This is a genomic window from Streptomyces sp. NPDC020731 (assembly GCF_044334705.1).
In the GTDB taxonomy this organism is placed as follows: domain Bacteria; phylum Actinomycetota; class Actinomycetes; order Streptomycetales; family Streptomycetaceae; genus Streptomyces.
Genome location: NZ_JBIRTN010000005.1, coordinates 44,799 through 59,895, shown reverse-complemented (window position 1 = coordinate 59,895; position 15,097 = coordinate 44,799). Strand labels below are relative to the sequence as shown.

The 15,097-nt window shown below is 71.6% G+C and carries 12 protein-coding genes and 1 pseudogene; 5 read left to right on the top strand and 8 right to left on the bottom strand.

All coding sequences use genetic code 11. The annotated features are described in order from the left end of the window. Nucleotides 1-182: 182 nt before the first annotated feature. Nucleotides 183-1,298: an ABC transporter substrate-binding protein gene (locus ACH4VX_RS09125; RefSeq protein WP_398366720.1), complete on the bottom strand. Its 1,116-nt coding sequence runs from the start codon at nt 1,296-1,298 to the stop codon at nt 183-185. 236 nt (nt 1,299-1,534) lie between these two features. Between ACH4VX_RS09125 and ACH4VX_RS09120 the strand changes: the two genes are divergently transcribed. After that, on the top strand, nt 1,535-2,410 hold the full coding sequence (locus tag ACH4VX_RS09120; protein ID WP_398366719.1) for a PhzF family phenazine biosynthesis isomerase: 876 nt from the start codon (nt 1,535-1,537) through the stop codon (nt 2,408-2,410). Between the two features lie 285 nt (nt 2,411-2,695). Here the strand turns inward: ACH4VX_RS09120 and ACH4VX_RS09115 are convergent, their stop codons facing one another. Then, nucleotides 2,696-3,547, bottom strand: a complete 852-nt coding sequence (locus tag ACH4VX_RS09115; RefSeq protein WP_398366718.1) for a phytanoyl-CoA dioxygenase family protein — start codon at nt 3,545-3,547, stop codon at nt 2,696-2,698. A 116-nt stretch (nt 3,548-3,663) separates the two neighbouring features. Here ACH4VX_RS09115 and ACH4VX_RS09110 point away from each other — a divergent pair, with 116 nt between their 5' ends. Then, a complete protein-coding gene (locus tag ACH4VX_RS09110; RefSeq protein ID WP_398366717.1) occupies nt 3,664-4,698 on the top strand; it encodes a LacI family DNA-binding transcriptional regulator in 1,035 nt (344 codons plus the stop codon). Nucleotides 4,699-4,716: 18 nt separating this feature from the next. Here the strand turns inward: ACH4VX_RS09110 and ACH4VX_RS09105 are convergent, their stop codons facing one another. From ACH4VX_RS09105 to ACH4VX_RS09090, 4 genes and pseudogenes are all read right to left on the bottom strand, one after another. Next, entirely contained in the window at nt 4,717-6,201 is a 1,485-nt protein-coding gene (locus ACH4VX_RS09105; protein WP_398366716.1) for a M6 family metalloprotease domain-containing protein, read from the bottom strand. Between the two features lie 314 nt (nt 6,202-6,515). Continuing rightward, nucleotides 6,516-6,683, bottom strand: coding sequence for a hypothetical protein (locus ACH4VX_RS09100; RefSeq protein ID WP_398366715.1), 168 nt, complete (start codon nt 6,681-6,683; stop codon nt 6,516-6,518). Nucleotides 6,684-7,659: 976 nt separating this feature from the next. Continuing rightward, complete coding sequence (locus ACH4VX_RS09095; RefSeq protein WP_398366714.1) at nt 7,660-7,902, bottom strand: hypothetical protein; 243 nt, start codon at nt 7,900-7,902, stop codon at nt 7,660-7,662. Nucleotides 7,903-8,049: 147 nt separating this feature from the next. Next, nucleotides 8,050-8,277 (bottom strand): annotated as a pseudogene (locus tag ACH4VX_RS09090) (sodium-independent anion transporter); the annotation flags it as partial. Between the two features lie 103 nt (nt 8,278-8,380). Between ACH4VX_RS09090 and ACH4VX_RS09085 the strand changes: the two are divergent. Then, nucleotides 8,381-10,273, top strand: a complete 1,893-nt coding sequence (locus tag ACH4VX_RS09085; protein ID WP_398366713.1) for an SMI1/KNR4 family protein — start codon at nt 8,381-8,383, stop codon at nt 10,271-10,273. Between the two features lie 171 nt (nt 10,274-10,444). On the opposite strand, the gene ACH4VX_RS09080 is transcribed toward ACH4VX_RS09085, so the two are convergent. After that, complete coding sequence (locus ACH4VX_RS09080; protein WP_398366712.1) at nt 10,445-11,209, bottom strand: SDR family oxidoreductase; 765 nt, start codon at nt 11,207-11,209, stop codon at nt 10,445-10,447. A gap of 101 nt (nt 11,210-11,310) precedes the next feature. Here ACH4VX_RS09080 and ACH4VX_RS09075 point away from each other — a divergent pair, with 101 nt between their 5' ends. Then, nucleotides 11,311-12,159, top strand: a complete 849-nt coding sequence (locus ACH4VX_RS09075) for a helix-turn-helix transcriptional regulator (RefSeq protein WP_398366711.1) — start codon at nt 11,311-11,313, stop codon at nt 12,157-12,159. 11 nt (nt 12,160-12,170) lie between these two features. Here the strand turns inward: ACH4VX_RS09075 and ACH4VX_RS09070 are convergent, their stop codons facing one another. Continuing rightward, a complete protein-coding gene (locus ACH4VX_RS09070; protein ID WP_398366710.1) occupies nt 12,171-12,383 on the bottom strand; it encodes a hypothetical protein in 213 nt (70 codons plus the stop codon). A gap of 1,466 nt (nt 12,384-13,849) precedes the next feature. On the opposite strand from ACH4VX_RS09070, the gene ACH4VX_RS09065 reads away from it, so the two are divergent. Beyond that, nucleotides 13,850-15,058 (top strand): DUF2235 domain-containing protein, encoded by a 1,209-nt coding sequence (locus ACH4VX_RS09065; RefSeq protein ID WP_398366709.1) that lies wholly within the window; start codon nt 13,850-13,852, stop codon nt 15,056-15,058. Nucleotides 15,059-15,097: the final 39 nt, after the last annotated feature.

Here is a 15,097-nt window from a genome sequence, read left to right as displayed (position 1 = left end):
GCTTATGGGACGGCGTTGTCGGCGACGACGAGTGGCAGATCGCTCCGGGCCTGCTGGGGGGAACCCGGTGCCGGACATCCGCCGCCCTCGTCCGGAACCGGCCGACGGATCAGCGTGCACGAGGACCGGACGGTGGCCGGCACGGCAGTCGTGGTGGAAGTCCGCCTCCTCCCGCCGAACCCTCAGCCGGTGTGGAGGATCCGAAGGCGATCGGGTTCCGCCGGATCCCGATCAACGACCTGGACGGGCGGCCAGACCCATTGCCACACGCCGGTGTCCGGCGGGCGGGAGAACCGGATCCGCCCGCGAGTGCCTTCGACTGCGACGTGCGGCCAGGACTCGGCCGTGCGTGCCCGGTCCCCGCCGTGGGAACGCAGCACATCGGCGAGGACGAGGACCGTGTCGTAGCCCTCGAAGGCGACGAAGGAGGGTGCTTCGCCCAGCCGCTCGCGGAGGGCCTTCTCGACTCGTGCGCCAAGTGGGCCGAGGCGCTCGGGCAGGTAGCGCAGGAACGGGACCGCGGCGCTGTCGTTCCCCAGCAGGGTCGCCCATCGGGCGAACTCCGGTTGTCCGGCCGGAGCACCGATCATGATCTCGGCGAGGCGCCGGTCGTGGCGGACTGACCTGACGATCGACACTGCCGGCTCCGGGTGGCCGACCAGCAGCAGGAGGGCTGTCGCGCGGTGGTCGACGAGTGCGTCGCACACGGCCGTGGGGGTGAGCGCGCGCATGTCGAGTTCGATGACGGTGCCGCCGCGTGGCGCGAGGTGGTCCCGCAGGATGCGGGCTCCGGACGTCCAGTAGACACTCGGCTCGGCGGCTACGGCGATGCGACTGTGGCCCGCGCCGAGAAGGAAGTCCGCGTAGATCCGCCAGCCGTGGGACTGCGCCGGGGCGAGGCGCGCGACCCATTGCGTCGGCTGTGCGGTGAGCGCGTCGAGCACCGCCGACGAACAGAGGAACGGCAGTCCGAGGGCGTCGGCCCGGGCGGCGGCGGCGCGAGCGACGACGCTGTGATACTCCCCCGCCAAGGCAGCCACACCCAGGCGGGCCAATTCGTCCACGGCCGCCTCCGCTTTCCGTGGATCAGCCGCGGTGTCCCGGACCACCAGCTCGATCGGCCGTCCGGCGATCCCACCGGCGTCGTTGGCCTCGCGCACGGCCAGCTCGAGCCCGGCGAGCAAGTGCCGGCCCGCCTCGACCCAGGCGGGCCGGGTCAGTGGAACGAGAGCGCCGATCCGGACGGACGCCCCGGCAGCCCGTTCGGCTTCGGACGGCGGTGCTGATGGCGCACTCATGCGTCGGCGCCTTCCGTGTGACGATTCGGATCGCAGAGCGGTAAGGGGCGCGCTTGGGTTGTCATGCCGGACATTGCATCCACCACCATCGCCGGCGGGCAACCGATTATGTGTGGTGAGCTGCGCCCTCCCCCGCCGCCCGCCTGCTCGCTCCGCCGCGTGGGCCCTGCGCACGCGGCCGTCTCCCGGCGTCTCGTCCAGGAATAGCCGCGGGTTCGCGTCGCGTTGCCGCGAGCATGACGACGAATGCGCCGCGGCCCGAGGTACTGCGATACACCGCCTTCTCCAGCAGTCCCGACGGCGGAAACCCCGCCGGTGTCGTTCTGGACGCCACCGCTCTGGACGACGGGGAGATGCTGGCCATCGCCGCCGGCCTCGGATACTCGGAGTCCGCGTTCCTCACCGCACCCCCGGAGGGCCTCGGCGGTCCGCAGGGACGGGCGTACAGCATCCGTTACTTCAGCCCCAAGGCCGAGGTGCCGTTCTGCGGGCACGCCACCGTCGCGACCGCCGTCGCGCTCGCCGAGCGGACAGGTCCCGGGGAGCTGGTGTTCGCGACGCGGGCCGGCACCGTGCCGGTGGAGGTGACCGAGGAGGACGGGACGGTCAGGGCCACGCTCACCAGCGTGGAGCCGCACGTCGCGGAGATCGCCGACGCCGACCTCGCGGAGGCACTCGCCGCGCTGGGCTGGCCGGCCGGCGATCTCGATCCGGCCTTCCCGCCCCGTATCGCGTTCGCCGGCGCCCGTCATCTCGTTCTCGCGGCGGCCACGCGCGCCCGCCTCGCGGATCTCTCGTACGACTTCGCGCGCCTCGAAGCCCTCATGCACCGCCTGGACCTGACCACCGTCCAGTTGGTGTGGCGGGAGTCGGCCACCGTCTTCCACGTCCGTGACCCGTTCCCCGTCGGCGGCGTCGTCGAGGACCCGGCGACCGGCGCGGCCGCGGCCGCGTTCGGGGCGTACGCCCGTGAGCTCGGCCTTGTGTCCGAGGACGCCGTCCTCACCCTGCACCAGGGCGAGGACCTGGGCCGCCCGGGCCGGCTCACGGTGACGCTGCGCGCGGGCGACCCGCGCGTCCGGGTCGGCGGCGCGGGAGCTCGCATCGGCTGAGAGGCCGTTCTCTCGCGGCGTTGTCGTTGCGATGATGCGTCAGCCGTCAGAAACGGGTGGGACATCCGCGGTCGTCCGGCCTGCGCGCGAGGCGGACGGTGCCGGTGAGGCAGCGTCCGCATTGCACGGGTCGAGCTCCACCGGACGTTGCACACACCTCCTGACCACGTGGATGACCGGGCAGCACTCCCAGGAGGTCGCGCCCCCGGCCCGCACAGAGACTCACGACGGGCAAGGGCCGGGGTGGACGTCGTCCGGCGCCGGCGCGGCGCGCCGTCCGGCCGCTCAGGCCTCGCCCATGACCAGGCCCTCGATGGTGTGCTTCTGTGTCACCGGCTCCAGGACGTCGACGACCGGGCAGTCCAGGTGGCGTCGGACCCGTTCGGGCAGAGCCTCCCGGTAGGCCCGGGTCACGGCGGTGTCGTGCCGGTCGCCGTTCGTGGCCTCGGGCCCGTCCACGCCCAGAACCAGTACGGGGCGGGACCTGGACGAGTGGTTCCTGGTGCCGCGGTGAATGGTCAGCGCGGTGCGCGCGGAGATGTCGCCGCGCTGCGGGTACTTGCGCACGGCTCGCTCCTCGTAGCGCGGACGGTGGGACCGGGGCGGAAACATCCCGTGCTCGAACTCCGGGCTGTCGTCCCACTGGGTACCCGGCGCGATCTCGAAGGGGCCCATGCCCTCCTCCGTGTCGACGGCGGTCACGTTGAACGCCAGCGAGGTCAGCCGCCGCTCGGCGCGGGTCTCCTCCGGCATGGGGAAGTCCCGGTGCCAGGGCTGGTCGACCGCGCCTTCCAACGGCACGTCGAAGCCCAGCTCGACGATGCGGTAGTCGGGCCCGAGGACCGCAGTGCAGACGGAGCGGACCCAGGGGTGGTCGACGAGATCGACGAAGCCGCGCAGCTGTTCGGGGTGTATCTCCACGTAGTAGCGGTGCGGTCCACGGCCGACCGCGCCGCCCGGCCGCTTCCGCGCGTCCTGGAAGGCCGCCTCGATGTCCTCGCGCATCCGGTCGGCCCATTCGGGGGTGAACGCACCCTTGCGGGCGGTGATGCCGTCCGAGTAGAGGGCCTCCACGTCGGCCGTCACATCGACGTCGAGACCGGCCGGCGCGATGCCGGGGTAGGCGTACGGGCTCATGCGTACCTCCTCGCAGCAGAACTGTCCCGGTCATGTTGCATCGTTGATTTCAACGTGGCAATACCTTCCTGGCCGGCTCTTGGATGGCGTGGGGCGCCGCATGCCACGATGTGCGGGTGAGCAGCAGCCTGAAAGACGTGGCCGCCCGCGCGGGAGTCTCCGCGCGCACGGTGTCGAACGTGGTCAACGGTTCCGCCCGGGTGTCGACGCAGACCCGTCGGCGGGTACAGGAGGCGATCGACGAGCTGGGGTACCGCCCCAACCTCGCCGCCCGGAGTCTGCGGGCCGGCCGTACCGGCATCATCGGCCTCGCGATCCCGGAGCTGCGCTCCCCCTACTTCGCCGAGCTCGCGGGTCTGCTCGTGGACGAGGCGCGCCACCGGTCGTGGACCGTGATCATCGATCAGACGCGGGGCGACGCGGAGGCGGAACGGCGTCTGCTGACCGGCGACGGGGGCAGGGTGATGGACGGACTCGTCATCAGCCCCTGGGCCCTGGCGGCACAGGATCTGACCGCGATCGCTCGTCCGCTGCCCGTCGTACTGCTCGGCGAGCGCAGTCCCCAGGGCATGGCCGACCGGGTCGCCGTGGACAATGTGGCCGCCGCGGACGAGGCCACCACTCACCTGCTGTCACGGGGACGCCGCCGCATCGCCGCGATCGGCCTTCAGCCGCATCTGGAGAACGGTACGGCGGAACAGCGCGCCGGAGGCTACCGCAGGGCGCTGCGACGTGCCGGAGTCGCACCCCGAACCGACTGGGAGCGCGCCGTGACCGCGCTGCACCGAAGTGACGGCGCCCGGGCCATGGCGGAACTGCTGGACGGCGACGCCGTCCCCGACGCGGTGTTCGCGTTCAGTGACGAACTGGCCCTGGGTGCCCTCCACACGGCACATGCCCGAGGGCTCCGGGTGCCGGAGGACATGGCGATCGTCGGGTTCGACGACATCGAGGACGGCCGGTTCAGCCGTCCTGCCCTCACCACCGTCTCCCCCGACAAGCGACAGATCGCCGCCCGCGCCCTGCAGTGCCTCGCCGACCGCATCTACAGCCCCCACAACGAGGTGCCCGCCCACGATCTGACGATCCCGCACCGGCTGGTCGTACGCGGGAGCACCGTCCCCGCAGCGGACACACCTGCTGCTCGGTGATGAGCGGGAACGCGTCCCTCAGTCCATCCGGACGTCGATCGCCATCGTCTCGTCGCCCGGGCTCCCCTCGACCTCGACGGTGACCCCGGACCACCGTCCGTCCGGCAGGTTGAGCGGCGGGTTCGTCGTTTCTCCGACGGCCGTGTTCCCGAGGGACGGATACAGGTCGTCGGAGTCTCCGCGGTTGCCCCGGCCGAAGATCGCTCCGAGGTCCCGTTTGCCGTCGGCCTGCAGCAGTTCGATGGCGAGGGCGTCCTCGTCGTTGACGTCCCGGACGGCTTCGTCGACGACGCAGACCGCGATGCCCGAGTCGGGCAGGAACGCGTCCTGTCCGCGGCGGCGCCGGTACTCGACGAGGATGTACTGCCGCTCCGTCATCGTCTCCGCGTTCTGGATGAACACGAGGTCACCGCTTTCCGCGGAGGGCCGCAGCACCAGGTCCTTGGCGCTCGCGGTGACGCGCTGCGGGGCCGTCCAGCCGTGGAACATGCGCAGCATGCCGTTGGGGAACGTCGGTGTGAGCCCGGTGTTGCCCCAGGAACCCGAGGCCATCAGGCAGTAGTTGCCGAGCCCGTTGGACATGGTCGCTTCCAACTGACCGGTATCGTAGTAGTCCGCCCAGCGTGCCGCGAGGTGGCCCCACTCGTGGGCGCACACGCCCATCGCACAGTTCTCGGGCACGGTGAGGAAGGTCTCCACCGTCAGACCGGGCGCGACCTCCACGCCGTTCGGCACACCCCACTTGAGGCTCCACAGATCGTCCCGGTCGAGCGTCTGCTCGGCACCGAGGCCCGCGTGCACGATGAACAGGGCGGTGACCGCGTGTTCGTCCAGTGCGTCGAAGGGTGTGAAGTCGACGCCCTCCTGCAGGGCGATCCGTACCGCGTCCCGGGCCAGGCCCTGGGCGTTACGCGGGAAACCGTCCTCGGTGAGGCCGGAGTTGCCGTCGGCGTAGAACGACAGCGGCTGCGGCATCCGGAACCAGCCCTGGACCTCGCCCTGGACGTCGATGCCGGTGTCGCCGAACGGGTCGAAACCGCTCACCGTGCGGTAGTAGTCGCGCATGCTGCCCGTCGGCAGGGACGCCGTGCTGAACAGCAACTCGCGGAAATGGCCGGGGCGACGGTTCGGGTCGTGCGGCCGGTCGGGGAAGTCGACCAGGAGTACGAGTGTGTTGACCACGCCCTTCAGGCGCCTGGCAGGCCGGGTGATGAGCTGGCGGGCGGCGCTCGGGCCCACACGGGCCGCACCGTCGTCGAGTCCCACACGCCTGGCGCCGCGCCGGGCGGAGCGCCAGGTGTAGTAGTAGTCCTCGAAGGCGGTGGTGCCCGGCAGCCGGCCCGAGGTGGTGAGGTCGAGGTAGCGGGCGTAGAGCTGGGCCAGGGCGTCGGGCGCCAACGGCACCGGGCAGGGCCCCGGGCAGGCCACGGCCGGGCTCATCGGCGGAGTGCGGGAGTTCTTCATCGTGCCCACTCCCTGGGCTAGGACGATCGCGAAGGTCATCGCAAGGCCGTGCGAGACGCAGGGCTTCCTTGCGCGGGGCGTGTCCGAGCGCCCTTCTTCGTACTACACACATCCAGCGTCCCTCCGACTCCGGGCCCCGTCAAATGCAGGCGGCAAGAACGGACTTGGCTGTTGATGCTTCAACCCGTGCGCGGCGGGGGCCCTCCGCTCCCGCTCACGCCGTCAAGGTGCGTCCGACGCGGCCGAGGACTGCGAAGATCATTACGCGACGGCGATCACCGCCCGCGGCAGAGCGGCGGCGGACAGGACAGCGCGGGCCCGGCGACACGTGTGCCGGACCCGCGCGGACCGGGTCAGCGCCGGCGGGACCAGCCGGCCCCGATTCCCGCCACGTGCAGGGCCAGGGCGGTCAGCCCCAGCAGCATGACGTTCACCGAAGAGAACACGTCGTTGGTGCTGATCTCCGCCGCGTTGATCAGAAACGCGATGAAGAAAAGCACCGCCGCGACCATACCGAGCATGAACGAGCTCCTCTCATAAGGATGAAGCCCGTATGCCCGGACATCGCGCTCACAGACACGTGAGGGCCGGGCCGGTACCTCCACCTTCGGACGAGACCCGCGTCATCACGTCATGACGCAGGGAGATCCGCCGGAGTGGCGCATGCTCGTCCCGGCGAGCCGACAGCCCGCCGCTCGCGGCCGAGCGCACAGTCGATCACTGGAGGACGGGAGCCTGCGGACCGGACAGGAGAGCGCGCGTGACCACACCACGGATCGACTACCAGGCATTGTTCACCGTGACCCCCAGCCCTTATCCGGTGCTGGACCCCGACTTGACGGTCGTCGTGGTCAATGAGGCCTGCCTGCGGGTCACGGGCCGGACCGGGGACGAGTCGGCCGGCCGACACCCGGCTCACCCGCCTCGGTGTGGCCGACGGCGGACGCGACGACATCGCCTTGATCATCGTTCGTCTGTGAATCCGCCTCGGACCGATCGGCCTCTCGCGCGTCGGGTCGGCGATCCGGAGCAGGTGATCCGCGGCAACCCGGCGCAGAGGGCGGGGTGTTCGACGGTTTCACGCTGACGCGCCGGGCGGGGAACCGGGCTGGGCTCCGCCTGCGGCACGGCGGCGACGATACGCCCGTACTGCTCCTCCACGGCCGTCCGCGGCGACCGACGGGGCCACGGAGAGTCCTCGAGACCCCGGACCGACCAGGAGCACCGTCCGTACTCCGAGCGCGCCATGGCCGAGGAGACACCCGAGGAACTCGTCACCGCGCTCCGCGAGTTCTGGCGGACCGCGGAAGAAGGGTCGGCCCGAGCCCGTCCTCACCCGAGGGGTTCGGCAGGGCGTGCGGCCGCCCGCTCAGGAGATCCGGTGGCTGGACGCGCACGGCCCGGCACGAATCCGGACGTAGCGGTGGGTCCGGAGCCCAGGACTGCGGGCCGGTTCCCTCCTCGTCCACGGCCCGCCCGGGTCCTGCCGTCGGTCCGCTAGGACTGCTCGAGCCGCGCGTTCGCCGCGTCTGCGGCCCGGTCCGCCGGACGGCGCGCCCCGGCTTCCCAGAGGCACCAGGTCGACCACAGCAGCAGGACGAGGAAGACGGCGAGCAGGCCCAGCAGCACCACCGTCTGCCGCGCCGACCCGTTCTCCTGAATCAGGGTCAGCGCCAGGCAGAGAGCCCAGGCGACCGCACCGCCCGCATACACGGCTCTGAGCTGTCGCAACTGACTCATCGATTCCATCGTCGCCCTCCTGAACCGTCCCGTCACGCGTCACCCTGCCGGTACCCACGTCACGCGGCTTCACCGCACACGATCGTGGTCGATCTCCCGGCCCGCTTCCGTGGGGGTCCGGGTCGGACGCCCTTGCCCGGATGTGAGCGCGTACGGGGTGATCGTCGTCAGAGTGTCCAGGGTGGACGGCACGTCCGGCAGACCGGGAACGGGCGGGGAGGAGGGCAGAGCTCCCTTGTCACCGACGGTCGGCACGACGATCACGGCCGTGACCGTGATGACGGTCAGGATGACGATGGAGACCGACGGCGCCGGGATCACGGTGGTGACCTCGGGGAACAGCACCACCAGCGCCAGGCCGGCGATGATCAGCGGGGCTCAGGAGACACCGCCTTCGGCTGAGAGATCCCGACACCCGCCCTGTCGGACGGCTCCTGACTCCGGCGGCACTGTCAGTGGCGGGTGACAGCATCGGGGCATGACGAAGAACTCACCCTTCGATTGGCGGTCCTTCCTGCTCAAGTGGAGCGGGGAGTGGGCGGATTCCCTGCCGGACGGCGAGGCGCGGGGCGAAGAGGACGAAGCCGCCCGGCAGGCACGGTGGCTGGGGTTCCCGCCCGCGTCCGAGGAGCTGATCGCGGCCCTGGAGGAGCGCCTCGGCCGGCGGATGCCTCCCTCGTACCGGGAGTTCCTCGGGGTCAGCGACGGGTGGCGGCACGCGGGCGGGTTCGTTTCGCTGCTGGCGGGGACCGCGGACGCGCACTGGCACGACGACGAGTCGGGACTCGCGGTCATGTTCGAGGAGTACCTGGACGAGGACGCCGGGCCCGAGGAGCGGCAGGAGGTGGACATCTGGCGGCGCGGGCTGCAGCTCGACGTCGAGTCCGATGCCACCTACGTCCTGATGGATCCCGAGGACGTGGACGAGGACGGCGAGTGGGCCGTGTACACGTGGGCGAGCTGGCGGGCCGATTCGCCCGAGCGCCACGCGAGCTTCCTCGAGTTCATGCGGGACATGCACCGGGAGTTCCACAGCCTGCGGGCTCGGCCGAACGACGGGGAGCCGGAGTTCGTCAACGACACGACGCGGAAGCTGGACGCCCTGGTGGAGGAGGCCCGGCTGGAGGCGCTGCGCGGTGGCTGGGAGCGGGCCGGGAAGGCACTGGACGAGGCCAAGGCGTACGGCAGACCGCGGGCCGCCGGGCTGGGCGACCAGATACGCCGGCTGCTCGGGCAGACCTCCATGGTGTACTTCGACGGCCTGGTGACGGACCCCCGGTACGCGCCCGAGCTGCTGCCACCGCTGGTCGCCGAGCACGCGGCGCACTCGTACCGGGACGACTCCACGCTGAAGTTCCACCTGCGAGGCGCCGACGAGGATCTGGTGTCACTGGCCCACGCGACGCTGGAGCGGGTGCGCGGCGGCACGTACCGGTACACGGCGGCCGGGCCGTTCGGGGAGGCGGTCGGGCGGGCTCGGGAGCTGGCGCGGTGGGGGGACACCGACGGGGCATGGCGGACCCTGATGGACGCCCTGCCCCTGTGGGAACCGCTGGGACCTGACCTCCTGGCGCCGCTGGGGTGGGTGGCCGACCCCCTGCTCGGGCCGCTGCTGACCCCGGAGCGGGGCCGCGAGCTGCTGTCCGCTCCGAGGGGCGGGCAGCAGGGCGAGGCACCGGGGCCGGCGGCCGGGCTCGACCCGGGCGGCCTGGCCTGGCTCGCGGAGCCCGACCCCGGCGACAACCGTACGTCCTACCGGTTCGTCCTGGTGGAGGGGGTGGAGCCGGAGGAGCTGCCGGCGCGTCTGGCGGACGGGGACGACGCGGTGCTGAACGAACCCATGACCCTCCGGGACGCCCGGCGCAGGCTGCTGCACAACCGGAGGGAGTTCTCGTCCTACGACGACAGGGCTCTCATGGCGGTCGGCCGGGCCGGCCCCGGCTGGAGCTTCGCCTTCGACGGCGACCCCGCCGCTTTCGGCCGGCAGCGATTCGTCTCCCCCGCCCCGGCCGCCGGTGCGGGCACCCGCGCGGTGGTGGTGTGGAGCGGCCTCAGAGCATGGCACGGGGAGCCGTTCTTCCACCTTTCGGTGGCGTGCGACGGCGCCGAGCAGTACGCGTTCACCTACGCGGACGGAGAGGTCCGGCGCAGCGGGGACATACCGCGGGCGCTGGACCCGAGCCGGTTCTTCGACGCCCTGGAGGACGCCGCCGAGGTGGAACGGTCGCTGCTGGAAGCGGTGGCCGGGGAGTTCGGTGCGCGTCTGCCGCGCCACGCGATCGTGAGCGGGCGGCTGCACACGTTCACCACCCGCTCCTGGACACGGCCGCCGGGGGACGGTGAGACGTACGCGGTGATCCGCATGCGCTGAGGGGCCACGCCCCCGACGGACGGCGTCCTCCTCCTCGGACTCCAGCGGCGAGGCCAGGGCCGGCCTGGGCACTGTTGCCCCGTCGTTTCCGGGAACGCGTCATGTCCTGGCAGCCCGCGGCGCGGCACCGACAGGCAGGGCGGGTGCGCGGTGGCGAGCGGAGCCTCCGGTTCACTTCCGGTGCGGGTCGGTGCCGTTGAGTGTCTCGACGACCTGGTCGTAGTCGCCGCGGGCCTCGCCGTAGCGCAGGAACTTCACGCGCTCGACCTGGATCTCCTTCGCGTCGGGCCGGGTCTCGAGCAGACCGACCACCTCTGCGATGAACTCGTCGAGCGGCATGGCGTGTTCGTTGTCCTCGTGCCCGGGCAGCAGTGCGGTGCGGACGGACGGCGGTTCGAGTTCCACGACCTTCACCGAGGTGCCGGCGAGCTGCAGCCGGACGGACTCGCTGAGCATGTGGATCGCCGCCTTCGACGCGTTGTAGCTCGGCGTGGCCTTGAGCGGTGCGAAGGCCAGGCCCGAGGAGACGGTCATGATCGTGGCGTCCGGCTGTGCCTGCAGACGCTCGACGAACGCGGCGATCAGACGGATCGGGCCGAGCACGTTCGTCGTCACCGTGGACTCCGCGGAGGCGAGGAACGACGCGGGGTCGCGCCAGTCCTCGACGCGCATCACGCCGGCCATGGTGACGAGGACGTTGAGGTCCGGGTGACGGTCCAGTACCTGCTTCGCGGCGGAGGTGACGCTCACGGCGTCCGTGGTGTCGATCCGCACGGTGTCGATGCCGGGGTGCTCGGCCGCGATCCGCTCCAGCAGCTCGGCGCGCCGGCCGCCGACGATGACGGTGTTCCCCCTGGCCTTCAGCTCGAGGGCGAGAGCGAGACCGATGCCGCTGGTGGAGCCGGGGACGAAGATGGTGTTTCCGGAGATGTTCATGTCCCGATCGTGGCCGGTCCGCCGCCACGGGGGCAGAGACCGGTTGTCGGGGGATCGGCGATCCCTGGCTCACCCACCGGTGCCGGACGATAATCGTCCCCATGGACCGTGCAGCTCTGGCCGACTTCCTGCGCCGCCGCCGCGAGGCGCTGCAGCCGGAGGACCTCGGCCTTCCCGCAGGCGCACGCCGGCGGACCCGGGGTCTGCGGCGTGAGGAGGTCGCGTCTCTGGCCGTGATGTCGACCGACTACTACACACGGCTGGAGCAGCGGCGCGGGCCGCAGCCCAGCGAGCACATGCTGGCCTCGCTCGCCCGGGCGCTCCGGCTGACGGGCGACGAGCGGAACTATCTGTACCGGATAGCCGGGCACAACGCGCCGGCATCGCTGTCGGCCTCGCCGTATGTCGCTCCCGCGCTGCTGCGGGTGCTGGACCGGCTCGACGACACCCCGGCGCTCGTTCTGACCGACCTCGGCGAGACGCTGGTGCAGAACAGGATGGCCGCCGCCCTGTTCGGGGACGCGTCGAGGCACACGGGTCTCGCCCGCAGCGCGATCTACCGCTGGTTCACCGATCCCGCGGAACGGTCGTTGTATCCCGAGGCCGACCGCGACCGGCAGAGCCGCGCCCAGGTCGCGAACCTGCGTGCCGCCCACGGGCTGCGAGGCCCGCGCTCGCGGGCCGGTGAACTCGTGCGCGCCCTCCAGAAGGCGAACGAGGAGTTCGCCGAGCTGTGGGCCCGCCATGAGGTGGCACAGCGGTTCGAGGACCACAAGACGCTCCTCCACCCCGAACTCGGCGCGATCGAGCTGGACTGCCAGGCGCTGTTCACCGAGGACCAGTCCCAGACACTGCTCGTGCTCACGGCTCCGCCACGCACCGAGGGCCACGAGAAGCTGCAACTGCTCGCCGTACTCGGACTGGACCGCTTCACCGAGGTGGAGCGCTAGGCTCGGCGGCGTCAACGGTCGGTTCCGACACGGCTCAACGCCTTCCAGTCCTCGGCCCGTGAGTCGGGCACGAACACCAGCGGTGTGGTGAAGCTGACCTCGCGCCCCTCGTGATCGGTCGCGAGAACGGTGAACTGGTGGTCGCCGCCGCTCTGGAGCTCGACCCAGAACGGCTCCGTGGCCTCCGGCTGGGCGTCCGGTCGGTCCGGGGGCGCGGCGGCCACACGGGCTTGAGCGGCGGGGTGACCCGGTCGGTGATGCGCAGCACCCGGAAGGGCATCTCGCGTCCCTGGTGCGGGAAGCCGGTGCTCTCCCCGTAGCGCACTTCCGGTTCACGGGGGAAGATCCGGTCCTCCCGCTGCAGGTAGGCCACGATGCCGTCGTCCTCGTGGGCGACGAACAGTCGCTTGAACTCGCTCACCAGGAGGGCCCGGTGCCCGAGCGAGAGGCAGCCGCGGGTGACGACCCTGACGAACTGGTCACGTCCGAGACCCGTGATGTGGTCGTACGCCGCCAGGTCCGGGCGGCGCCTCCTGATCGTTTCGAACTGCGCGGGAACGCCCGATGCCAGGTTGTCCCAGGCGCCGTGCACATGCGCGGAGGCGCCCAGAGGCGTCGCGATGAACTGCTCGGCGCGCAGGGGGGCGCTGGGCAGCACTATGGGCGCGCCGTTGCCGTCGATCAGCTCCGCGCGGCCGGTGAGGGTGACCAGGTCCTCCAGGTTCGCCTCGCTCAGCGGGACGTGCGCGGGAACGGGGGGGCCGCCCCTCGACCCTCCTCAGGGCCCGCAGCAGCGCGTCGCCGCCCCGTTCGCTGTTCAGCAGGGCGTGCCACAGTCCGGTGCGGCCGTCGACGTCGTGGGGCTCCGGCCGGCATGTCCAGGTGACGGGTTCGTCGTAGGTGAGGAGCAGTCGGGTGGGGAACTCGAGGACGCTTCCGGGGAGTCCGGTGGGCGTGCTGCCCGGCTGGACGACCGGCACGGTCATCGGCACCAGCCGCTCCCGGTCGAGCAGGGACTCCAGGGACAGGTCCAGGCTCTCCACCTCGGGCGGCACCGAGGAGACCAGCTGGGACGTACCGGAGGTGAAGGCTTTGAGGGAGCCGGGTGGGGTGGTCGTGGAGTCCAGCGGCCCGGGGACCTCCTCCCGGACGTGTTGCGGTGGCAGCCCGACCAGGATCAGCGTCGGCGCGGCCGGCTCCCGACGCACCAGACGGCGGCCGTCGAACCGGAGGTTCACCAGGCCTATGTCGACCACGAGCATGTCCGCGGGACGTACGACCCGGAACGGTCCCACCGCACCGTCGTCACCGGGCCGGTCGGGGCGACCGCCACCGGGATGGTCCGGACGGCCACCACCGGGCCGGTCCGGACGGCCACCGCTGCCGGGGCGCCTGGGGCGACCACCACTGCCGGGGCGGCCGTCCGAGTGGCGTTCCGGCATCCCCTGCCGCAGTGTCGGCACAGCGGGATGACGGCTGTGAGAAGCCATGGGGGAACCCCCTCAGAACGAGGGAAGGGAAGGCGGGCCCCGTCCGGGGCCGCTCGCCTCTCCCTGTCCATGGTGCTCCCTGGGCCGGAACATCACCAGTGAGCATGCGGAGGGGCTGTCGCATGGCGCGCGACGCCGGGCGGTGGGACCCTGGAATCGGTGCTGTGCGCCGCTCCACGCTCTCGCGAGGAGGGATGGTCATGGCCAAGCGTCTGGTCGTCTGCTGTGACGGCACATGGAATTTCGCGGACCAGCCGAGCAAGACCAATGTCGCCAAGGTCGCCCTGTCCGTACGCCCCCGGTCCGCCGCCGGGAAGGAACAGCGCGTCTACTACCACAGCGGGGTAGGCACCCACCGGTGGGAGCGTCTGCGTGGCGGCGCGTTCGGTGTGGGGCTGTCCCGGAACATCGTGGACGCCTACCGGTTCCTCGTCGAGACGTACGAACCCGGCGACGAGTTGTTCCTCTTCGGTTTCAGCCGCGGTGCGTTCACCGCCCGCAGCCTGGCGGGGCTGGTGCACAACAGTGGCGTCCTGCGCCGGGACCACGCCGACCGGATCCCGGAGGCCTGGGCTCTGTACCGTGACCGCGTCGAGCAACCGAACGGCGCGGCCGCCACGTTGTTCCGCCGCTCGTACGCGCACGAGACGGAGATCAGGTTCGTCGGGGTGTGGGACACGGTCGGCGCCCTGGGCGTCCCGGTCCCGGACACCACATGGCTGCAGTCGGCGGCGAACCGGTTCAACCGCCGCTGGGCGTTCCACGACACCGAGCTGAGCGACCGGGTCGAGGCGGCCTTCCACGCGCTGGCCGTCGACGAGCAGCGCTCTGCGTTCCGGCCGGCACTGTGGCACCAGCGTCCCGGATCCGCGGCGCGCGGCCAGGAGTTGAAGCAGGTGTGGTTCGCCGGGGTGCACTGCGACGTCGGTGGCGGCTACGAGGAGACGGGACTGTCCGACATCGCCCTGCTGTGGATGGTCGACCATGCCCGCAGACACGGGCTGGAGTTCGACGCCGGCACGCTCAGCACGGAGGGGCCCCGGGTGATGAAGCCCGAGGAATGCGCCGACTTCCGTGTGCGGCCGGACGGTTCGGGCGCTCTCCACGTCTCTCGGACGGGCATGTACCGGCTGGCCGGGCCGCTGCACCGGCCGCTCGGGAGGGCGGTGAACGACCACGGCGAGCCCGACGGCAACGAGTTCCTGGCGGTGCCCGCCAAGGAGCGCTACGACCGGGACACGGGCTACCGGCCGCCGGAGCTGGAGGGTTACCTGGGCAGGCAGGAGCGGGTCCGGCTGGAGCCCGTCCTGCTGCCGGGTCTCGCCTCGAGCCTGCCGCCCATGCCTCCCGCCGCGGCCGGTCCGGGAGCGGCGGCCGACACGCGGAACGGACTCCACCGTGCCACGTGACACCGGCCGGCCGTGACGATAACGCTTTGCGCGGCGCTT